Raw genomic sequence first — 21,409 nt, 5'->3', positions numbered from 1 at the left:
TGCAATGGATGGCGCCGTCGTACCAGGGCACCCAGCCGCCCCAGCCTTTATGTGGTTCAAATCACGCCCGAACTGGCGGCGGTGGCGAAGGTCGGCGGTCTCGCCGACGTGGTCTTCGGTCTTAGCCGCGAGCTGGCGATTCGCGGTAATCATGTCGAGATCATCCTGCCCAAGTATGCCTCGATGCGCTATGACCAGATCTTTGAACTCCAGGAGGTCTACAAGGATCTCTGGGTGCCCTGGTACGACGGCGCCATCCATTGCACGGTCTTCTTCGGCTTCGTGCATGACCGCAAGTGCTTCTTCATCGAGCCGCACTCGCCGGACAATTTTTTCAACCGAGGCAGCATCTACGGCTTTAAGGATGACGTACTGCGCTATGCCTTCTTCTCGCGCGCCGCGATGGAGTTCCTCTGGAAATCGGGCAAGCACCCGGACATCATCCACTGTCACGACTGGCAGACCGCGCTGGTGCCGGTGTTTCTCTACGAATTCTACCAGTCGCTCGGGATGACGCATCCGCGCGTCTGTCTGACTATTCATAACTTCGCCCATCAGGGCGTGACCGGCGTCGAACTGCTGCACGCCACCGGACTGCATCGGCCCGAGCGCTTTTTCGATCCGACCCGAATGGCCGACAACCGTCACCCCAAAGCGCTGAACCTGCTCAAAGGCGGCATCGTCTACGCCAATTTCGTGACCACCGTCTCGCCGCGCTACGCCTTTGAGACCAAGGATCAGGGTCAGGGCTTCGGCCTGGAACCGACCCTGCACACCCATCACATCAAGTATGGCGGGGTGGTCAACGGCATCGATTACGATATCTGGAACCCCGAGATCGACCGCCATATCCCGGTCCATTACGGAGTCGATTCGGTCGACGGCAAATACGACAACAAGCGTGCGCTGCGTCATCGCCTGATGCTCGCCGACAACGACAAGCCGATCGTCGCCTTCATCGGCCGTCTGGATCCGCAAAAAGGTCTGGATCTGGTGCGTCACGCCATCTTCTACACCCTGGAGCGCGGCGCCCAGTTCGTGCTGCTCGGCTCCAGCCCGGACGACCGGATCAATGGCGATTTCTGGGGCTTGAAGCAGATGCTCAACGAGAGCCCGGACTGTCATCTGGAGATCGGCTTCGACGAGGATCTGTCGCACCTGATCTATGCCGGTGCCGACATGATGCTGGTACCGAGCCGCTTCGAGCCCTGCGGACTGACTCAGCTCATCTCGCTGCGCTACGGCACCATTCCGGTGGTACGCGCGATCGGCGGGCTGGCGGATACGGTGTTCGACAAGGACTTCTCGGATCGGCCGCTGCATGCGCGCAATGGCTATGTCTTCCAGGATTACGACAACGCCGGACTCGAATCCGCGCTCGGGCGTGCCATCGCCTGCTATCGCAACCACCCGGATCATTTCCGCGAGTTAATGAAGAACGCCATGCGCTCGGATTACTCCTGGAACGTTCCCGGCCAGGATTATCTAAACATCTACGATTACATCCGCGATGCCTGAAAAAATTCCGGGTACGGAATTTTTGTTTTTTTATCGGGGTTTCGCGCGAGCCGGCTGGACGTTCGTGACAAGTGCTCGTGTTTGACCCCGGCATGCCGCCGCCGATCGCGGCAAGGACTTGACTGTTTCATGAAGATCTACAATCTGTTTCCGCGGCTTGCCGGCCATTTCGAGGATTGGGGGCCGCATCTGGAGCGCGCTGCGGCGATGGGCTTCGACTGGGTGTTCGTCAACCCGATCCAGAAAACCGGCCGCTCGGGCAGTCTCTATTCCATCGCCGATTATTTCGCGATCAACAAAGACTTCCTCAACCCGAACGCGCCGGTCTCGCCCAAGGAGCAGGTACTCGCCATGGTCGCGAAGGCCGAGCGCCATGGGCTGTCGATGATGATCGATCTGGTCATCAACCATTGCGCGGTCGACTCAAGCCTGCTCAAGGAACATCCCGAGTGGTTTCTGCACGAGGGGAAAAAGATCGCCAACCCCTTCTGTGTCGAGGCGGATGGAACCAAGGTGGTCTGGTATGACCTGGCTCAGTTCGATCATGAGCATGGGCCGGAGCGCGCCAAGCTGCTGGATTACTGTGTCAAGCTGGTGCTGCATCTAGTCAGTCTCGGGTTCCGGGGCTTCCGCTGCGATGCCGCGTATCAGCTCCCCAACGAGGTCTGGAAACAACTGATTACCCGCGTCCGGCGAGAGCACCCGGAGACGGTCTTCGTCGCCGAAACCCTGGGCTGTTCGCCGGAGCAGACCAAAGCGACGGCCTCCGCCGGGTTCGACGCCATCTTCAACAGTTCCAAATGGTGGGACTTCAACGGCGCCTGGCTGCTCGATCAATACAATCTGACCCGTGAGGTCGTCCCCTCGATCAGCTTTCCCGAGAGCCACGACACCGAACGGCTGTTCAGCGAATCCTGCGACAATCCGCACGCGATGAAGCAGCGCTATCTGTTCTCCGCGCTCTTTTCCGCCGGTGTCATGATCCCGATCGGCTTCGAATACGGTTTTCGCAGCCGTCTCGATGTCGTGAACACCCGCCCGGAACAATGGGAGTCGCCGAACGTCGATCTGACCCATTTCATCGCTCACATCAATCGCATCAAGGATGACTATCCGGTTTTTCAGAGCGAGGGCCCTATCAAGCGTCTGGAGACCTCCAATGACGCGATTCTGTTGCTGCACAAGCGCGTGCCGAAGGGTGAAGGCGAGGCGCTGCTTGTCATCAACAAGGATCCCTGGAATCGTCAGGCTCTCCATGTCGACGATCTGTATCGCTACTTGAGCGCGCCGGTTCCACTACTGGATGTCTCGCCCGAATGGCCGATGACGTATCTGCCAACGCCCTTCGAGTTCGATCTGGCGCCCGGCATGGGGCGGATTCTGGTGACCCCGAACAAACCGGCCATGGGGCTGAAATCGCGTGGAGAGCCTGATCGCTGAAGAGGATCGCTGCGCCTCGATGTCAGCAACCCGCTGCATTTGTCCGGTATCGGGGTCTCTGGGAGAGATCGTTGATCCTAAATCCGGCAATTGGAAACGCAAAGGTTGATCCGAGACGCCGCGCAGGGCCGGAACGATGATCAAAGCTAGCGCGGTCGACCCATCGATGAGGCGAGAAAACGATGCCCTCAAGCTTGCATACTTGGATTCCCCTGCTTGCCCTCGCATTCCTGGTCGGTTGCGCGCAAGTGCCTTCGCGGCCCGCACCAGAGAGCACCGGAACGACGCTCGGCGAAGTCAGTCAGGGATTCGAGCCTCCTCCGGAGCCATCGCGCGCGGACATTCCAGCAACGCAACCTGAAGCGGCAGGTCAAGACGAAAAGCCTCCCCGTGTGTTGACGATCAAACTCGACACTCAGCAGTTCATCTATTCGGTCAATGGCAAAACGTTCAAAACCGGCCCTATTTCATCTGGCACCACCGGCTATCCGACGCCAACGGGAAAATTTGCGGTCCTCGGAAAGGAGAAGTACAAGGTTTCCTCCCGCTACACCAACCAACTCGGAATGCAGGCATGGATGCCGTATGCCATTCAGTTCCACGGACCTTACTTCCTGCATGAGGGCTGGTTGCCCGGTTATCCCGACTCGCATGGCTGCGTGCGTCTGGGCGAAAAGGATGCGCGCTTCCTGTTCGAGCAGATGCAGCTCGGGGATCCGATCGAAGTGATCGATTAGGCGAGTTGAGGCAACGCTTGCCGCTCATTCAGGGAGTCTTCGGAGCGCCCTCCCCCGGCACGCCATGAACTATTTCCTGTCAATGCGGGTTAAAACGCCTCCCGAAAGGCGTCGAGAAACCGGCCGAAGTCTTCGCCCGGAAGCGCATTGATACCAGCGGCCGCTTTGCGCCCGCCCCCGGTTGAAAAGCTTCGGCAGAGTACGTCCGCCCCGTCCGGTCGCGTCAGTGGTGCCCGCACGCTCACCAGATAGCCTTCGCCGGACAGTCGAGTCAGGATAGCGTGCGCCTGCTCGGGCGCCTGCTGAGCCAATTCGTTCGCGAACACGCCGCTAGCGCGACGCGCCCAAGGCTCGGCGGGCAGAACGAACAGTCGATGGCCGCCGTCCTGAAACTCCGGAAGGATGGCGCGCGCGCGCGCCATGTCATTCTCGTAACCGTCACGCAATGCAACGAACGTCGCGTCTTCCGCAATAAAGGCGAGAGGATCCGCATAGGGCTGCAAGCGCCGAAACAGGTCTGCGGGAAAAAAATGCAGATCCTCGACCGTCTCTCCGTAACCGTTGTAATTCAGGTAGATCCCGAGATCCCGCAGCAAGCCGAGGTTGGACTCGGACAGTTCCAGGGGTGCCGCCGCCCGTCGGGCCGACGCGTCGAAGTTGTCACCAAAGGTTCCGACCACGGCCCAAGCGCGCTGCTCACCGTCCAGGTACTCGTCTACCAGGAGACTCGTTCCCTTATCCGGCAATGTTTCCACATGAAGATCGAGCGCGGGATGAGAGCGGATCTCGCCAGGAAAATGATGGTCAAAATAGCGTATGGAAACGCCCTCGGCCAGTAATCGATCCAAGGCGGCACGGTTTTTATCCATCGAAATATCGAGCACAGTCACGCTCTTGGCCGCGCCACTGGGTACCCGATCCAGAAGATTGATCTCGCGTTTCGGTCCGGTCACCAGAATGCTATCGATGGGTTCGGATAACCGCAATTGTTGCAAGGCGCACAGACCATCGGCGTCACCATTGAAAACATCATAATGATTCATCGTGTACCTGCAATGAGCGGACGAATCGATAACTGCGGTGATGATCGCCCACGCCATGGAACGAAATAAATCACCTGTGTGCGACTGATCGTTTGATCTGCCAGTGAAGGATCTGATCGTTCAACGCGGCAAGGCCGTGTCACGATAGCCATGACGAGAAGAGCCATCTCTTCCCGCTCTACAGCAGAGACTCTTGAACGTCATTCGGGTTTGGCAGCTTTTCTACCGTTGACTCAATCCATCGTTCCGCGATGGCGTTGATCTCGGCGGCCTTCATACCCTGCACCGACAGCAGGGGACCGATGACAAGATCAATCGTTCCGGGTCGCTTGATCAAACTTCGGCGTCCCCAGAAACATCCCGCATTGTGAGCGATCGGAAGCACAGGACAGCGAGTACGCTCGGCAAGCAGGGCACCGCCAATCGCATAAGGGCGACGAGTTCCAGGCGCAACACGCGTCCCCTCAGGGAACACGATCACCCAGCGCCCCTCCCCCAACAGCCTTTCTCCTTCGCGAATCACCTTGGTCACCGCGCGCCGCCCCGCTGAGCGGTCAATGGCAATGGGCTGCAGATAACTCAAGGCCCATCCGAAAAAAGGTATGTGCATCAACTCCTGTTTCAACACCCAGGTTTGCTCCAGTGGCAAAAGAGCGCGTAATGCAATGGTCTCCCACGCTGACTGGTGTTTGCAGAGGACGATCGCTGGTTCGCAAGGCAATCTCTCGAAATCATGCAGTCGATACTCGAGACGGCAGATCACACGCAGGGCGACGAGATTCGCGCGCGCCCATGCCCTGCCGAGTCGAGAAACCGCTGACGCCGGTTTCGTCCAGCCAATCAGAAGAATCGCACTTGAAAAGAGGATGCTTGAGCCAATGAAAAACAGTTGATAGAGAAATGAACGAAACAAGATCATGGTCGGCCTTGATTGCGAATCAAACGATTAGCGACAGCAAAGAGATCCTGACAAACAGGAACATCGCGCAACACACCGTCATGAACATTCTTCTCGATGCTTGCGAGCGTGCGCCGGCCTTTACCCGTCATGACAAGCCAGGGCGCTGCTCCCACAAGGCGCGCAGCGATCAGGTCACTGAGCGAATCGCCAACCACAGGCACCGCTGTCAGATCGATGTTCATACGACGTGCGATTTCTTCGAGCAAACCAGCTTTTGGCTTACGGCACGGACAGTTTTCAGCGGGGCGATGAGGACAGAACGCAATCATCTCGATGCGGCCACCCTGCGCCGCGACAAGATTCCTCAACCGCCGATGCATGGCGTTCAAATCGCTCAGGCTGAAAAGCCCTCGTCCAATACCAGATTGATTGGTCGCGACGGCAATGCGAAAGCCCGCATGAGACAGTCGAGCAATCGCCTCGATGCTCCCTGGGAGCGGAGTCCATTCATCCGGTGACTTGATGTAAGCGTCAGAGTCTTCGTTGATGACCCCATCGCGATCCAATATCAAGACACGCTCAGGCATTGCCCGAATCACTCTGTCACTGCAGACGTGAAATATCGGCAACGAGCATAAACAGTCCTGCAACGGAACCAAGCAGTCGCAGTCGATTCTGGCGTATCGGACGATCGTCCGACATCACCATGACATCCGCAAAAAATGCGTCGACGTCATCTCTGATGTCGGCCAATGCCTCCAAAATACCGATGTAATCCCGTTGTTCGGCATAGGGACCAACCAAATCGCTCAATTCGGCAACCCTGGCCGCTAACCGAATCTCCGCGGGTTCCGTCAGTAACGTCACATCGAGCGTTCCGATACCGTCGGCAGCGGTCTCGCTTTTGCTCAGAATGTTACGGATGCGTTTATTCGCCGCGGTGAGCGCAGCCGCGGCTGGTAGCATTCGGAAGGCAGCGACTGCGGAGATCCGTCGATCCAACTCCCAGGGGTTTGTGACGCCACTTTGGATCACGGCATCGATCGTATCGCTCTCTATTCCGCGGTCGCCGTAATACCCATGCAGACGATCTAGCATATAGGCGAGCACAGCTTCAACCGCGTCATCGCTCAGGATCCCATCTGGGAAGCCTTGGGCGGCGTTGCTCAGAAGATCGCGTAGATCGAGATCCAGGGGCGTTTCGATCAGAAGACGCAAAACCGCGATGGATGCGCGACGCAGACCGTAGGGATCGCGGGTACCGGTCGGACGCAGGCCGATTCCGAAGATGCCGACGAGCGTATCGATGCGATCGGCAATAGCCAACACCGTTCCGCAAGCGCTCGATGGCAAGGCATCGCCCGCAAAGCGGGGGAGATACTGCTCCTCCATGGCGGCGCTGATACAGGGATCTTCATGGGAACGTTCAGCGTAATAGCGCCCCATAGTGCCCTGCAGCCCCGGGAATTCGAAAACCATCGAGGTCACGAGATCACACTTGGCGAGCTGCGCGCATCGCTCAATCTGCTGCGGATCGCTTCCGAGCAGCGGCGCGAGATCACGACCGAGACGGCCAACGCGACGGCTTTTTTCCGCCAGGGTTCCCAGCTTGTCCTGGAAGACAACCGTTTCCAAACGCTCGACGAAGGCACCGAGCGGCTGTTTGAGATCCTTTGACCAAAAGAATGCCGCATCCGAGAAGCGGGGCCGAATCACCCGTTCGTTACCCGCGCGCACCTGCTCGGGATCGCGGCTGACCACATTGGCGACGGCGATGAACAACGCTTGAAGGACGCCGTGCGCGTCTTCCACCGGAAAATATTTCTGGTGATTTTGCATGGTTTCGATCAGAACTTCAGGCGGCATCTCCAGATAGCGGCTGTCGAAGCGACACAGCAGCGCCTGGGGCCACTCCACCAGGGCGGTCACCTCATCGAGTAAGTCCGGGTCGATGCGCGCTTTTAGCCCCTGCGCGACCGCCAAGGCGTTGGCCTGCTCCTGGATCAGGTCGCGTCGGCGCTCGAAGGATGCCTCGACATATCCGGTCGCGCGCAGCGATTCGGGGTAGTCGGCCGCCGAGCCGAGGGAGATGCGATCCGGGTGATGGAAGCGATGCCCGCGGGTGAATCCGCCCGCCTCGACCCCAAGCACCGCCCCGGGAATGGGCTTCGCGCCCAGCATCAGACACACCCATTGCACGGGTCGGACAAATTCCTCTTCGCGATTTCCCCAACGCATCCGTTTCGGAATGGGCAGTTCCGCGAGCGCGGCCTCGGTCATGGCAGGAACCAGGTGTGCGGTTTCCAAACCTGGCTGAAGACTGCGGAAGGTGAGCCAGGCGCCTTTTTCGTTCTCTTCGCGTCCCAGTGCGTCGACCTCGACACCGCAGGAACGCGCAAACCCAAGCGCGGCGGGCGTTGGCAGACCGTCGGCCTTGAATGCCGCCTGCACGGCAGGTCCACGCCGAAGCGTCGTCTGATCGGGTTGGTGCGTGCGGGTCTCGCGCACCAGCAGCGCGAGTCGTCTCGGCGTCGCGAATCGTTCGATCCCTGCGTGCGCGATCCCATGCTCCCTGAGCTGGCGCAGAAAGCCCTCGGCAAATGCCTTCGAGAGATTCAGCAAGGCTTTCGGCGGGAGTTCTTCGGTTCCGATCTCGATCAGCAGATCAGCAAATGTATCCAACGTCATCTCCCGCTAATGTGAAAGCATTGGAAAGCCACGCGTCTCCCGGCTTTCGTAATAGGCTTGAGCCACCGCGCGCGACAACGCGCGCACGCGCAGGATAAATCGCTGACGCTCCGTGACCGAAATTGCACCCCTGGCGTCAAGGAGATTAAAGGTATGAGACGCCCTCAGGACTTGCTCGTATGCCGGTAGGGGCAGACCTCTTTCGATGAGTCCCGCACTGAGCCGTTCGCAGGTGTCGAATTGGGTCAACAGCGCGACGGTATCCGCGATTTCGAAATTGTAGGTCGACTGCTCGACTTCATTCTGATGGAAGACGTCGCCATAGGTCACGACCCCCGCTGGCGAACGGCTCCACGCCAGGTCGTAAACGCTTTCGACGTCTTGCAGATACATGGCGATACGTTCGAGTCCATAGGTGATCTCGCCAGTCACGGGACGGCAATCCAGGCCGCCGACCTGCTGAAAATAGGTGAACTGGGTCACTTCCATCCCATTGAGCCAGATCTCCCATCCAAGACCCCAGGCGCCAAGGGTCGGCGACTCCCAGTTGTCTTCGACAAAACGAATATCATGCACCAGCGGATCGATGCCAAGGCGTCGCAAGGAATTCAGATAGAGATCCTGAATATCGAGTGGCGACGGTTTGAGAACGACTTGGAATTGATAATAATGCTGGAGACGATTCGGATTTTCACCGTAACGCCCATCGGTCGGGCGCCGCGAGGGCTGAACATAGGCGCTGCGCCAGGGTTCGGGGCCGATTGAGCGAAGGAAGGTCGAGGGATGGAAGGTGCCGGCGCCAACCTCCATGTCGTAGGGTTGAACGACGACGCAGCCAAGATCCGCCCAATAGCGTTGCAGGGCAAAAATAAGACCTTGAAAGGTCGATAGATCCTCGGATTCGAGACTCAAAACTGGCTCCTTGAAGCGAGGCGGCGATAGAAGGGCCGAAGTATATCGGTTAGAACCAACTCAACGCCAATGCAGCACTCTTGACCGATCGGGCGGTTTTTAGATCGCCGTGCATCACATAGCGTATACTTTTCAGGAAATCGACTGACGCCTCGGCCGTCTTTTTTAGGATGAAATCGCAGTGACCCCCGAACAACGGATTTTCACCGAACGCAGCGATGCCGTCTCTCGCACCGCGATGATCGGGGCGCTCGTCAATTTCGTTTTATCCCTCATCAAGGTGCTTGCCGGAATCTACGGTCACTCCCAGGCGCTGGTAGCCGATGGTCTGCATTCGCTCTCGGATCTCCTGTCCGATATCCTGGTGCTTGTCGCCGGTCGTCAGGCCGCCCAAGCTCCGGACTCGGATCATCCATACGGTCATGCGCGCTACGAAACCGTCGCGACACTGGTCCTGGGCTTTCTCTTGATTGCGGTGGCGATCGGGATTGGCTGGGATGCCGTCAAGCGCCTGTTCGCTCCAGCCGAGTTGCTGCAACCAGGCGCCCTGGCCTTGTCGGCAACCCTCGTCTCGATCGGCGTCAAGGAATGGCTTTACTGGTGGACGCTCGGGTATGCCCGGCGGGTTCGCTCCGACCTCTTGCGAGCGAATGCGTGGCACCACCGCAGCGATGCGATTTCGTCCATTGTGGTTCTGATCGGCATCCTGGGAACCCTGGCGGGACTTCCCTATCTGGACGCCATCGCGGCGGTGATCGTCGCGATGATGATCGCCAGGATCGCTTGGGAACTCGGCTGGAATGCCACCAACGAATTGGTCGATACCGGGCTTGAGTCCGCGCGTCTCGACGAGGTGAAGGAGACGATCCGCTCCGTGGGCGGCGTGCGGAGCATTCACATGCTCCGCACCCGTCGCTCCGGTGGCTAGGCATCGGCGGATGTGCATGTCCTGGTCGACCCCGATGTCAGCGTTTCCGAAGGCCATATCATCAGCGTGCTGGTGGAGCAACGCCTCAAACGCGAAATTCACGAGATGACCGATGTCACCGTTCATATCGATCCGGAAGAAGACGAGTGTACGCCGGCCTGCACCGCACTCCCGTTACGCGCGGAAGCGCTCGCGCGACTGGCATCCTTATGGTCTTCGATTCCTGCTTCGAATGAGCGCCAGCGCGTCGCTTCCACTATCTGGGAGGTAAAATCGATCTCGATGTCTATTTCCCCATGACCGCCTGTCTCCGCAAGGGCGCAAATCCGGAGCAACTCCGAGAAGAACTGGCCGCGGCGTTGAAAGAGGATCCGGTGTTTCGCCATCTCCGGATTTATTTTGGATAAATGTTCGCACTACTCTGGTGCGCCGAATCATGACGACTTACCATTTAAGTGCGCGGCAGGGGATCGAGACACTCTCCGATCCGTCGCGCTGGGAAAAACCGAGTTCCTCGTCAAAAAGCCCCAGGAGATGAAAACCGAGGTTTAGAGGACGCCGAACCGCTTTCGCAACAAAACTCGATGAAGGTGCAGCTTATGCGACAAGGCGTTAGAGAGGCTTACAACCAATGAAGATGCCGCGCAAAGAGCGACATTCAATCCATCTGGAGCAAAATCCGTTCAATTTTGGCTCTATCATTGCATGCCGGATGCGACGCGGGAGAGTCTGGGATCCAGTCCCGGTTTCCTGCGATTGGAGCCGCCAGGTCCGCTGTATTCGCGAGGTTCGTTCGCATCGCGCAACGATCCATCACCTGTTACGCGTCGGCGCCAACAGAGGTAGGAACCTCATGGACTAACTCCATCGCTAGCGTCGCGCATCGTACCAGCCGGTCACATTTTCTCAGTACACAGCATCGGAGACAATCCAATGACAGATGTCATTAAGATGATCAAAGACAACGAAGTGAAGTTCGTCGATCTTCGCTTCACGGATACCCGCGGGAAGGAGCAGCACGTCTCCATGCCAGCCAGTGTGATCGACGAAGACATGTTCAGGGACGGCAAGATGTTCGATGGATCGTCGATCGCCGGATGGAAAGGCATCGAGGCCTCCGACATGGTTCTGATGCCGGAGCCCGATACCGCCGTGATGGATCCCTTCACCGACGAAAATACCCTGATCATCCGCTGCGATATTCTCGAACCCGAGACCATGACTGGCTACGAGCGCGATCCTCGCTCCGTCGCGAAGCGGGCCGAGGCCTACCTGAAGTCGACCGGCATCGCCGATACCGCCTATTTCGGACCGGAACCCGAATTCTTCATTCTGGACGACGTCCGTTGGGGCTCCGACATGAGCGGGTGCTTCTACAAGATCGACTCGGAAGAGGCCGGCTGGAACTCCGAGCGCGTCTTCCCGGATGGCAACATGGGTCATCGCCCAGGCACCAAAGGCGGCTATTTCCCGGTTCCGCCGGTCGATTCGCTGAACGATCTGCGCGCGGCCATGTGCTTGACGCTGGAGGAAATGGGCGTTCCGGTCGAGGTCCATCACCACGAAGTCGCCACTGCCGGACAGTGCGAGATCGGCACCCGCTTCGATACGCTGGTCCGCCGCGCCGACAAGAACCAGATCACCAAATACGTGATCCAGAATGTCGCGCATGCCTATGGCAAGACGGCCACCTTCATGCCTAAGCCGATCGTCGGCGACAACGGCACCGGCATGCACGTCCATCAATCGCTGAGCAAGGACGGCCAGAACCTCTTCGCCGGCGACAAATACGGCGGTCTGTCCGATACGGCGCTGTATTACATCGGCGGTATCATCAAGCACGCTCGCGCGCTGAATGCCTTGACCAATGCCTCAACCAATTCCTATAAGCGTCTGGTTCCTGGATTCGAGGCCCCGGTCATGCTGGCTTACTCGGCGCGCAACCGCTCCGCCTCCATTCGCATCCCCTTCAGCGCCAGCCCCAAGGGCCGCCGTATCGAGGTACGCTTCCCGGACTCCACCGGCAACCCCTACCTGTCTTTCTCGGCCATGATGCTGGCCGGTCTGGACGGTATTCAAAACAAGATCCATCCCGGCGACGCCATGGACAAGGATCTTTACGACCTGCCGCCCGAGGAGGCGAAGTCGATTCCGACCGTCTGCTATTCTCTGGATATGGCGCTGGACGCGCTGGATCAGGATCGCGACTTCCTGACCGCCGGCGGCGTCTTCAGCGACGATTTAATCGACAGTTACATCACCTTGAAGATGGCTGAAGTCACCCGGCTGCGCATGACCACGCATCCGGTCGAATTCGACATGTATTACAGCCTGTAAAGGAATTCGGCGGAGACATTCCATCTCTTAGTGCAGGGACGCACTAACCAGCAAACATGCACCTGGACCGATGTACATTTCCTGATGCTCGGCTATCCCATGCGGATGAGTGCAATCGCATTTGGCATCATGTCGCTGCCGATGTTCACCCTGCTTCATGCAGAGATTTATCGCTGGGTCGATGCAAATGGAAACGTGCACTTCTCCGATCGCCGGTCACAGGAAGCGTTGCCATTCACCGTTTTGAATCATGACACTCTCCCGACCAAACCGAAGAGCGCCCTGACGCCACAAGCCGATGATGCACAGTTTCCTGGTCCTTATTCGGCGTTTACGATTGTCTTACCGAGTGCAAACGAGATCCTCATTCAAGAAACCGGCGAGCTATCCATCGCGCTTATCCTCGACCCACCACTCGTCGAGGGTCACCAGATCGATGTGTTGCTCGATGAAGCGACCATTGCGCTGACGAAACCGGCGACTCAATTCAAACTAACCGGCGCCGCCTTCGGCAGCCATCGATTACGAGTACGGATACGCAATACCGAAGGATTCATCGTCGCCCAGACGCCCCTCCACATTTTTCATCTTCGTAAACCCGAGCAACCAGGGCAATTACCCTAAGATCGACGCGAGGTCGATGTCATTGGATCGCCGAACAGTCGCTGTTCTGCCAGGACAGTTGATCGTCTGGATTTCAAAGTTGGTATGAATTCTGCCTTTTCTCAATGGAGCACCATCATTGCGCCCGAACACCCTCTTCGTTGGATTCCGTTATCGCAACCCTAAACATGATTGAAGATCCGGACCATCTGCGCTTTCGGCGTTGGGTCTAGGTCAGAGGCGAAGCAGACAGTTACGCGGATCCATCACATGACAATTCAACAATCGGGCAAAACGACTCTTGAACGGATGATTCTTGACCACCTGAATACCGCAGTGATGTTATTCGACAAAAACTTATGTCTAACGTATCTCAATCCTGCGGCCGAAATTCTGTTTGAAGTAAGCTCGAGGCATTTAGTTGGTCAGCATGCGGCGGATCTGCTTCCTTGCCCTGACAGCAATGTCGAGCAGCGATTATCCGCTGCTCTTTCTTCGCGTCATCCATTTACTGAACATGAGATCAATATCACGGTTGCCGATCGCACCAAAACAGTGAACTGCACCGTCCTGCCCTTGTTCCATTTTGACGCGGAAGACGAAGTGCTGGTGGAACTGAATCAGGTCGATCGTCAGCTACGCATTACACGCGAAGAGCATCTGCTCTCGCAGCACCAGGCTACTCAGGCACTGCTCAAAGGGCTAGCGCATGAAATCAAAAATCCACTTGGCGGTCTACGGGGCGCGGCGCAATTACTGGAACGGGAACTACCCGATCCGGGATTACGAGAATACACGCGAATTATTATCGACGAAGCCGATCGCTTGCAGGCCCTGATGAACCGGATGCTCGGCCCCAATCGGATGCCGCGTCGCGGGACGGTCAATATTCATGACGTGCTTGAACATGTCCGCGGGCTGATAATTGCAGAATCGCCGCGCGGCCCTGAGATTCGACGCGATTATGATCCCAGTATTCCTGATTTTATGGCCGATCAGGATCGTCTGATCCAGGCTTTTCTGAATCTTGCCCGTAATGCCGCCGCGGCCGCTGGTGTCCATGGCCATGTTGAACTCAAAACCCGCGTATTAAGACAATTCACGATCGGAAACCGCCGCCATCGACTGATTTTATTGGCCCAGATACGTGATGACGGCCCTGGCATTCCGAGCGAAATTCGCGATCAGATTTTCTTTCCTATGGTTTCCGGGCATCCGGGTGGCAGTGGACTGGGGCTGCCCATTGCTCAGGAACTGATCAGTCAGCATGGCGGGCTGATCGAGTGCAATAGTCGTCCAGGCGACACGGCTTTTATTGTCTATCTGCCGCTGGAGTCAGACCATGACTAGAGAACCCAAGGTATGGGTCATTGATGATGACCGCTCGATTCGCTGGGTACTGGATCGCGCACTCCGCAAGGCGGAAATGCATGTCACCTGTTTCTCGAACGGAGTGGGGATCATCGAGGCACTGCAACGGGAACAGCCCGATGTCATCCTCACCGACATCCGCATGCCGGGTATTGATGGCCTTGATCTGCTCCGTCAGGTGACGGCACGCTATCCAGGTCTGCCCGTCATTATCATGACCGCGCATTCGGATCTAGACAGCGCGGTCTCGGCCTTTCACAGCGGTGCGTTCGAATATCTCCCCAAGCCCTTCGACCTTGACGAAGCCGTCTCCCAGATCAGTCGCGCCTGCCGCCGCGGGCGCGATGAACGCGCCGAAGAAGTGGCGGAGGCCAAGGCGCCGGACATCATCGGCGAGGCTCCTGCCATGCAGGAGGTGTTTCGCGCCATTGGTCGTCTGGCCCGGTCCAATATTACCGTCCTCATCAATGGCGAATCCGGAACCGGCAAGGAGCTGGTCGCGCACGCTTTGCATCGGCATAGCCCAAGAAGCGATCGGCCTTTCATCGCGCTGAACATGGCAGCGATTCCTCGCGACCTCCTTGAATCGGAACTGTTCGGCCATGAACGCGGCTCCTTTACCGGGGCACAGGCACGACGCGAGGGGCGCTTCGAGCAAGCCGATCGCGGCACCCTGTTCCTGGATGAAATCGGTGATATGCCCGCCGAAATGCAGACCCGTTTGTTGCGCGTGCTAGCCGACGGCGAGTTCTACCGGGTTGGCGGCATGACGCCAATTCGGGTCGATGTCCGCATCATTGCCGCCACCCATCAGAATCTGGAAGACCTAGTTCGCCAAGGCCGCTTCCGGGAGGATCTCTTCCACCGTCTCAATGTCATTCGCATCCACCTGCCAGCCCTGCGTGATCGACGCGAGGATATTCCGCTACTGATGCGCCATTTTCTGGCCCAGGCCGCCTTGGAATTGAGCTGCGAACCAAAGAGCCTGTTACAGGGCGCGATCGATCAACTGAAACGACTCGATTGGCCGGGCAATGTGCGACAACTGGAAAATACGGCGCGCTGGCTGACCGTCATGGCGTCGAGTAAGCACATTCAGGCGGAAGATCTGCCACCGGAGTTGAATGCTTCCTTCGTAGAGCAATCGAGTGACGATTCCTGGGAGAGCGTCTTGCGTCGCTGGTCTCGCCAGAAGTTGAGTCAGGGCCAGGAGGCGCTCCTTGATACGGCATTACCCACCTTTGAAAAGATTATGATTCAATCGGCCCTGGAACATACCGGTGGCCGACGTCAGGAAGCGGCCCGTCTTCTCGGCTGGGGCAGGAACACCTTGACCAGAAAAATCAAGGATTTAAGCATCGATGTCGATTCCGGGGATGTTCTCGCCAACGAAGGCGATTAAACTGTTTCAGGCATCGCAGGTATTGTTTGTGACAACGACGCCTCGCGTTCTACAGGCGAATCAGGAGATTGATTTGGACAGCACCAGCATTGAGCTCAAAGGCGCCGAGATTTCCTCGATCGACCTGGACCAAAGATGTCTCCGCATCCAGATCGCGCGCGCCTCTCTCATCAAAACGTTGACTGGATCGACCGAAAGAACGCGTTGGTGGCAGGCTGGAGTCTTGCGCATGGAAGACGCGGTCTTGTTATCGCCACTTCCGGTCGGTCCCTTGGTCTGCACTGGGGGGGATCTTGACGAAAACATTTACACGTATCGAGACATGATCCCCATCCCGCTCGCCAGTCGAGGTCACATCCGCTGCGAACTGCACTTCGAGGGCGAAGCATCGCCTTTCATTGTCACCGCCTCCACGGTAAAACTTGAGATGCTTGACACCCCAAAATACCTTGAACATCTACGGGCATAAAAAACCCGCGCGATTGCGCGGGTTTTATGGTGGCTTCAAGATTGCCGTTCTCTAAGAGAGCGGCTTCTCGGTCAATTAAACCGCACCCACTCTCGAGAGCGTACAATCATGCCAGCCTTGCTCGAACGCTCCCGACCACATCTGGCATGATGAACACGGCTTAACGCACTGAGCCAACGATTTCGTGAGCAATATCCACGACACGATTGGCCATGTCGAGATATTCCTGGCGATAGTCCGCCAGCAACCCTTCCGTGGAAGCCCAGTAATCCTTTCCAGATACACCGTGTTGGTGCTCGTAGTCGATAAACTGCTTTTGCATTTCAAGCATCTTATCGATCAGTTCCTGTTTTTCTGATTTCAGCGCGGCGATGTCGCTCATGGATGTGTCCCCCATCGGTTGTGGGTCTGTTATGGAAATATAATTCAGTAGATACCGAAGCTGTAATATAGCATGCGCGATTGAACATAAGTCAATCCGACAAAACTTCTAGGTTTACCCCTCGGATCAGTCACGTGTTTGATGTCATTCTCTACGAACCCGAGATTCCACCCAATACAGGCAACGTCATGCGCCTGAGCGTCAACGCGGGAGCCCGTTTGCATTTGATTCAACCGCTCGGATTCTCCCTGGACGATCGTTTGCTGCGACGGGCAGGACTCGACTATCGCGAATGGGCGGATGTCCATGTCCACGCATCACTGGACGACTGCCTTGCCAGCCTCTCGCGGCCGCGCGTGTTTGGCGTCAGCACCAAGGGCGACGTTTCTTATACGCGACCCAGCTATCGGGCTGGCGATGCGCTGCTCTTCGGCCCCGAAACCCGCGGACTTCCAGGGAGCATAATTGAAGCTTTATCAAGCGAACAGCGCATCCATATCCCGATGTATCCCGGTAACCGCAGCATGAATCTGTCGAATGCGGTTGCCGTGGTTCTGTTCGAAGCTTGGCGACAACAAGGATTCGCTGGCGCACGCTAGCGTGCCAGCCCACCGGAGCATAATCGAACCTGGGTGTCAGTGTCAGTCAACCAATCTCCGGCCTGGGCTCTCGCTCCAGCAATGCGCGCGTGGCCTGATCTGGCAAAACCTGCTCGTAGAGAACGCGGTAAACCTGCTCGCTGATAGGCATCTCAACGCCGAGCTTCTCGGACATGGCGCGAATCGATAACGCCGTCACCACCCCTTCGACCTCCTGGCCAATTTCAGCCAACGCCTCGGTAACGTCCAGCCCGCGCGCGAGAGCTAAACCCATGCGACGATTACGCGATTGATTATCCGTGCAGGTCAGCACCAAATCGCCCACCCCAGCAAGTCCGGTAAAGGTTTCGGCGCGCCCGCCCAGTGCGGTACCGATGCGAATAAGCTCCGCCAGGCCACGAGTAATCAGGGCGGCACGGGTATTCGCGCCGAAGCCCAGACCGTCGGCAATGCCGGTGGCGATCGCGAGCACATTCTTCGCGGCACCACAGACTTCGACTCCCACGATATCCTCGCTGGTATAGGCACGGAAACGTTCGCCGCGCAGAAGGCTGGCGATTCGTTCGGCGAAGGCGGCCTCGTTGGATGCAACCGTGACCGCGGTCGGAAGATCCCGCGCAACCTCTTGAGCAAAGCTGGGACCGGAGATCACGGCAAGCGGCCGCGATCCGACCTTGGCTTGAGCCACCATGTGAAGGAGTTGCCCGGTGGTTGGATCAAGACCTTTGGTGGCCCAGGCGATACCGATCTCATCCGACAACCGCGCAGCCACGTCTTTGATCACCTGTCCAAAGGCGTGGCTTGGAACCACAATCAGACAGTCCGTCGCCCCCGCGAGCGCTTCGTCCAGCGACGCGGTCGGCGTCAGGCCCGCCGGCAAGGGAAAACCTGGAAGAAACTGGCGGTTTTCGCCATCCCGACGAAGCGCCTCGATCTGAGCCCTTTCATGTCCCCAGAGGCGCACCCGATGACCATGACGACACAGCAAGATGCCCAGCGCGGTCCCCCAGGAGCCCGAGCCGAGGAGCGCAATGGTCGCGACGGAGGATTCGCTCAATGCTGGCTCGGCTTGACGCCGCCCTCTGATGCCTGTTCCATAGCCTGCTGTTGATGCTGGGCGAACAGCGCATCGAAATTGACGTGCTGCAGCACGAGTTGCGGAAAACTACCCTTGACGACGAGATCGGAAACCACTTCCCGCGCATAGGGGAAAAGCAATGTCGGGCAGTAGGCGCCGAGCATTGGACCAAGCTCCGCCTCCGCAAAACCACTCATACTGAAGATGCCGGCTTGCTGGACTTCCACGATGAAGGCTGTCTTTTCCTCCACCAGGGCGGACACGGTGACCGAGAGGACCACCTCGTAGAGATACTCATCGAGACGATCGATCTTGGTCGTGATGTTGATGTCGTGTTTCGGTTTCCATTCACCACGGAAGATCGCGGGCGCATTCGGGGATTCGAAAGAGACATCCTTGGTGTAAACGCGCTGGACGGAGAATTGACGTTCGGGTGGTTGTTGCTCGTGTTCGGCCATACCGGATTCCTGATGCGATGAGGGATTAAGTTAAATGATCACAATGCCAACCCAGAATCAGCGCTTTTTGCGGGTAAGCGGTAGATTGGCGGACTCCCAGGCCATGAGACCGCCTCGCAGATTGTAGATCTCCTCGAAACCTTCCTTGCGAAGCTGGCTGCACGCCATGGACGACTGAGAACCCGATCGACAACTGACGATCATTGGTTTGCCTTTATACTTCGTCAGGGTAGCCATCTGATTTTTGAATCCATTCATTGGGATGTTCAGGGCATTGATAATATGGCCTTTAGCGAAATCGGCCGCCGGTCGAACGTCGATGACCACGGCATCGCGGTGGTTCATCATCTCGGTTGCTTGCAGAGGATCGACGCTGCCCTTGCCGCCAACGATTAAATTATGGGTCAGCAGCCCGAGAATCACGGCCAACGCCAAAAACAGGTACCAGTGATTCCCTACGAACTCGACGAGTTGGTCTAATAGCGGCATCGCTCTGCTGTCTCATTTAGCATTTAGGGTTGAAGCGCCGCTTTAGATATTCAGATATAAAGCGACGAGGAAAGTCGCGTGATCGACCCGATATCCGCGAACGCCCTACGCGTTCACGTACACCGCAAAATCAGCTTGCCGCGAATTTTTCAAGTATAAAAGAACGCGCCCGCGCGCGTCATCCCGGATCGGACAAGGACGCTAGCCGACGTGATGGCAAAAAACCTCACGCATCATCCCAATCAAGCGCAGGGTACGTCCGTCGCTAACCCGATAATAGACACGATTAGCATCCTTACGGGAGGCCAGGATCCCCTTGTCACGAAGAATGGCAAGATGCTGAGAAATGTTGCTCTGGGATGTCCCGACATGATCGACGATTTCCTGCACGCTGATCTCTCGATCTCCAAGCGTGCAGAGGATCTTGAGTCGCAGAGGATGAGACATGGCTTTCAGGGAACGCGAAGCTCGTTCGATATCGTCGTCATCCGCGAAGAGCTCGATGTCGTCTCGGTCGTTCTCGGGTCGGTTCAGAATCGGTTGGGAAGAATGGCTCAGGTTTGTCACCATTTGAAAACGTATCTGATTAATGTATCACCATACAATAATAAACTCTTTCCTTGCCGACTGCGAAGAGTTCGCACCATCGACAAATGGTCCATGAACGTTCGGGTTCCGATCACCTTGGTCTCTCCGATGCTCAATGTCTCTCGTTACCGCTTTGCTGTATTCCGCGCGGAATGCATCACAAAGCCATCAATCATACACGATTTGCTTCTGCACCGACGATTCCAGCACCACCTGTCTCTTTGGCTACTCTGCATCTTGTTGGCTGGGCCGTCTCCCGCAGTGAGTGCCGAGGACGATCCCAGTCTCGAACGAAGCGAGCAGGAATTGATCGATATGGAGCGGCAGCGCGAAACGATCGGTGCAGAACTGATCGGACATGAGGCCGAGCGGCGAGCGCTCATCGCCGAGTTGGAAGCGCGTGAGCGAAATGTTGCCGAATTAAGCCTGGCCAATCGTGAACTCGAACGTCTTGTGCGAGAACAAACACGCGTGGCCACCGCACTCAGGACGCGCCAGGCAGAGGAACGTCAAGCCTTGCGCAAGGAACAGGATCTCTTGACCGAACTGGTGCGCATGGCCTATGTGATTGGACGCGCGGACCGGTTGCGGCTGCTCCTCAATCAGGAGGATCCAACCCAGGCCAGCCGGGTCATGTCCTATTTTGCATACTTCAATCGGGAGCGGGTACGGCGGATTCTGTCGGTCCAGCAGCGCGCGGAACGTCTTGCCGATCTGGCGCGCGATGCCGAACAGGAGGCGGCGCGTCTCGCCGAGCTGGCCCGGAGTCAAGAGGCAACCCGTCTGCGGTTGGAACAGGCCAAGCAACAACGCGCCCTGGTCTTGACACAACTGGAGGAAACCATTGCAAGCCGGGCGGAAAACCTGCAAACCCTGCATAAAGACGCCGACTCGCTCCGCTTGTTGGTTGAACATTTGCGACAGCGGGCACAGATACGGGCCGAACTGGACATTGATCGCGCACCGTTTCGGGAGCGTAAGGGCAAACTTGCCTGGCCCCTCCTGGAAGGCCGCCTCCTGACGAATTTTGGCGACCGGAAGGAAGACTCGGAACTGCGTTGGGACGGCGTGTTGCTGGAAGCGCGCGAGGGTGAAGAGGTGCGAGCGGTGAACGGCGGACGAGTAGTATATGCTGATTGGCTGCGCGGCTTCGGGCTGCTCCTGGTGATCGATCACGGCGATGGCTTCATGACACTGTATGGCCACAATCAAGCGCTGCTCCGGGAACTTGGCGAGTGGGTTGCGACCGGCGAGGAGATTGCCCTCAGCGGGAACAGTGGCGGACGCGACAAGCCAATGCTGTATTTTGCGATCCGACATAACGGACACCCATACGACCCGGTCGCCTGGTGCGACGGACCTGGCAGGCAGGAAGCCGTAGCGAACCCGTGATCGTTCGCTGACCTGCCATCTCAATCAATGCAACATCGACATTTGTGCCCGGCGAGTTCCTGGCAGCCCTAACA

At 57.5% G+C, this 21,409-nt stretch carries 20 protein-coding genes and 1 pseudogene; 11 read left to right on the top strand and 10 right to left on the bottom strand.

Annotated elements, in window-relative coordinates; genetic code table 11:
• From CCR95_RS21975 to CCR95_RS21965, 3 genes are all read left to right on the top strand, one after another.
• On the top strand, positions 1–1,518 hold a 1,518-nt coding region (locus CCR95_RS21975; protein WP_242523420.1), incomplete at its 5' end, for a glycogen synthase.
• Positions 1,519–1,647: 129 nt separating this feature from the next.
• The gene (locus CCR95_RS21970; RefSeq protein WP_201098480.1) at positions 1,648–2,958 is read left to right on the top strand and encodes an alpha-amylase family glycosyl hydrolase; all 1,311 of its coding nucleotides are present in this window, start codon (positions 1,648–1,650) and stop codon (positions 2,956–2,958) included.
• A 194-nt stretch (positions 2,959–3,152) separates the two neighbouring features.
• Positions 3,153–3,695 (top strand): L,D-transpeptidase, encoded by a 543-nt coding sequence (locus CCR95_RS21965; protein ID WP_242523419.1) that lies wholly within the window; start codon positions 3,153–3,155, stop codon positions 3,693–3,695.
• Between the two features lie 89 nt (positions 3,696–3,784).
• Here the strand turns inward: CCR95_RS21965 and CCR95_RS21960 are convergent, their stop codons facing one another.
• The 5 genes from CCR95_RS21960 to glyQ all read right to left on the bottom strand — a co-directional run bounded on the left by CCR95_RS21960 (position 3,785) and on the right by glyQ (position 9,239).
• Positions 3,785–4,738: a DHH family phosphoesterase gene (locus CCR95_RS21960; RefSeq protein WP_201098476.1), complete on the bottom strand. Its 954-nt coding sequence runs from the start codon at positions 4,736–4,738 to the stop codon at positions 3,785–3,787.
• A gap of 178 nt (positions 4,739–4,916) precedes the next feature.
• Positions 4,917–5,657, bottom strand: coding sequence for a lysophospholipid acyltransferase family protein (locus CCR95_RS21955; protein WP_201098474.1), 741 nt, complete (start codon positions 5,655–5,657; stop codon positions 4,917–4,919).
• On the bottom strand, positions 5,654–6,226 hold the full coding sequence (gene gmhB, locus CCR95_RS21950; RefSeq protein ID WP_201098472.1) for a D-glycero-beta-D-manno-heptose 1,7-bisphosphate 7-phosphatase: 573 nt from the start codon (positions 6,224–6,226) through the stop codon (positions 5,654–5,656). Before gmhB ends, CCR95_RS21955 begins: the two co-directional genes overlap by 4 nt.
• 16 nt (positions 6,227–6,242) lie before the next feature.
• Entirely contained in the window at positions 6,243–8,327 is a 2,085-nt protein-coding gene (gene glyS / locus CCR95_RS21945) for a glycine--tRNA ligase subunit beta (RefSeq protein ID WP_242523418.1), read from the bottom strand.
• A 6-nt stretch (positions 8,328–8,333) separates the two neighbouring features.
• Positions 8,334–9,239 (bottom strand): glycine--tRNA ligase subunit alpha, encoded by a 906-nt coding sequence (gene glyQ / locus CCR95_RS21940; protein ID WP_201098468.1) that lies wholly within the window; start codon positions 9,237–9,239, stop codon positions 8,334–8,336.
• Between the two features lie 238 nt (positions 9,240–9,477).
• Here glyQ and CCR95_RS25615 point away from each other — a divergent pair.
• The 6 genes and pseudogenes from CCR95_RS25615 to CCR95_RS21910 all read left to right on the top strand — a co-directional run bounded on the left by CCR95_RS25615 (position 9,478) and on the right by CCR95_RS21910 (position 16,349).
• A pseudogene (locus tag CCR95_RS25615) lies at positions 9,478–10,467 on the top strand (cation diffusion facilitator family transporter).
• A 633-nt stretch (positions 10,468–11,100) separates the two neighbouring features.
• The gene (gene glnA / locus CCR95_RS21930) at positions 11,101–12,504 is read left to right on the top strand and encodes a glutamate--ammonia ligase (protein ID WP_201098467.1); all 1,404 of its coding nucleotides are present in this window, start codon (positions 11,101–11,103) and stop codon (positions 12,502–12,504) included.
• An 84-nt stretch (positions 12,505–12,588) separates the two neighbouring features.
• On the top strand, positions 12,589–13,128 hold the full coding sequence (locus CCR95_RS21925; protein WP_201098465.1) for a DUF4124 domain-containing protein: 540 nt from the start codon (positions 12,589–12,591) through the stop codon (positions 13,126–13,128).
• Positions 13,129–13,377: 249 nt separating this feature from the next.
• Entirely contained in the window at positions 13,378–14,457 is a 1,080-nt protein-coding gene (gene glnL, locus CCR95_RS21920) for a nitrogen regulation protein NR(II) (RefSeq protein WP_201098463.1), read from the top strand.
• A complete protein-coding gene (ntrC, locus tag CCR95_RS21915; protein ID WP_201098461.1) occupies positions 14,450–15,880 on the top strand; it encodes a nitrogen regulation protein NR(I) in 1,431 nt (476 codons plus the stop codon). The genes glnL and ntrC overlap by 8 nt, the downstream gene beginning before the upstream one ends.
• Positions 15,840–16,349 carry a hypothetical protein gene (locus tag CCR95_RS21910; RefSeq protein ID WP_338115471.1) on the top strand — a complete coding sequence of 170 codons (510 nt, stop codon included), beginning with the start codon at positions 15,840–15,842 and terminating at the stop codon, positions 16,347–16,349. The genes ntrC and CCR95_RS21910 overlap by 41 nt, the downstream gene beginning before the upstream one ends.
• A 160-nt stretch (positions 16,350–16,509) precedes the next feature.
• Here CCR95_RS21910 and CCR95_RS21905 read toward each other — a convergent pair whose 3' ends face one another.
• Complete coding sequence (locus CCR95_RS21905; RefSeq protein ID WP_201098459.1) at positions 16,510–16,731, bottom strand: hypothetical protein; 222 nt, start codon at positions 16,729–16,731, stop codon at positions 16,510–16,512.
• 134 nt (positions 16,732–16,865) lie between these two features.
• On the opposite strand from CCR95_RS21905, the gene CCR95_RS21900 reads away from it, so the two are divergent.
• Positions 16,866–17,330: a TrmH family RNA methyltransferase gene (locus CCR95_RS21900; RefSeq protein ID WP_201098457.1), complete on the top strand. Its 465-nt coding sequence runs from the start codon at positions 16,866–16,868 to the stop codon at positions 17,328–17,330.
• A gap of 46 nt (positions 17,331–17,376) precedes the next feature.
• Here the strand turns inward: CCR95_RS21900 and CCR95_RS21895 are convergent, their stop codons facing one another.
• The 4 genes from CCR95_RS21895 to CCR95_RS21880 form a co-directional block, all read right to left on the bottom strand.
• Positions 17,377–18,387 (bottom strand): NAD(P)H-dependent glycerol-3-phosphate dehydrogenase, encoded by a 1,011-nt coding sequence (locus CCR95_RS21895; protein WP_201098455.1) that lies wholly within the window; start codon positions 18,385–18,387, stop codon positions 17,377–17,379.
• Positions 18,384–18,866: a protein-export chaperone SecB gene (gene secB, locus CCR95_RS21890; RefSeq protein ID WP_201098453.1), complete on the bottom strand. Its 483-nt coding sequence runs from the start codon at positions 18,864–18,866 to the stop codon at positions 18,384–18,386. The genes CCR95_RS21895 and secB overlap by 4 nt, the downstream gene beginning before the upstream one ends.
• A gap of 57 nt (positions 18,867–18,923) precedes the next feature.
• Positions 18,924–19,355, bottom strand: a complete 432-nt coding sequence (locus tag CCR95_RS21885; protein ID WP_201098451.1) for a rhodanese-like domain-containing protein — start codon at positions 19,353–19,355, stop codon at positions 18,924–18,926.
• 201 nt (positions 19,356–19,556) lie between these two features.
• Positions 19,557–19,925 carry an ArsR/SmtB family transcription factor gene (locus CCR95_RS21880; protein WP_201098450.1) on the bottom strand — a complete coding sequence of 123 codons (369 nt, stop codon included), beginning with the start codon at positions 19,923–19,925 and terminating at the stop codon, positions 19,557–19,559.
• Between CCR95_RS21880 and CCR95_RS26160 the strand changes: the two genes are divergently transcribed.
• Positions 19,905–21,335, top strand: coding sequence for a murein hydrolase activator EnvC family protein (locus tag CCR95_RS26160; RefSeq protein WP_338115470.1), 1,431 nt, complete (start codon positions 19,905–19,907; stop codon positions 21,333–21,335). The two genes, CCR95_RS21880 and CCR95_RS26160, sit on opposite strands and share 21 nt — an antisense overlap.
• Positions 21,336–21,409 lie beyond the last annotated feature (74 nt).

The sequence above is a fragment of the Thiocystis minor genome (assembly GCF_016653465.1).
Taxonomy (GTDB): domain Bacteria; phylum Pseudomonadota; class Gammaproteobacteria; order Chromatiales; family Chromatiaceae; genus Chromatium; species Chromatium minus.
This window is presented reverse-complemented; position numbering and strand designations above follow the sequence as displayed.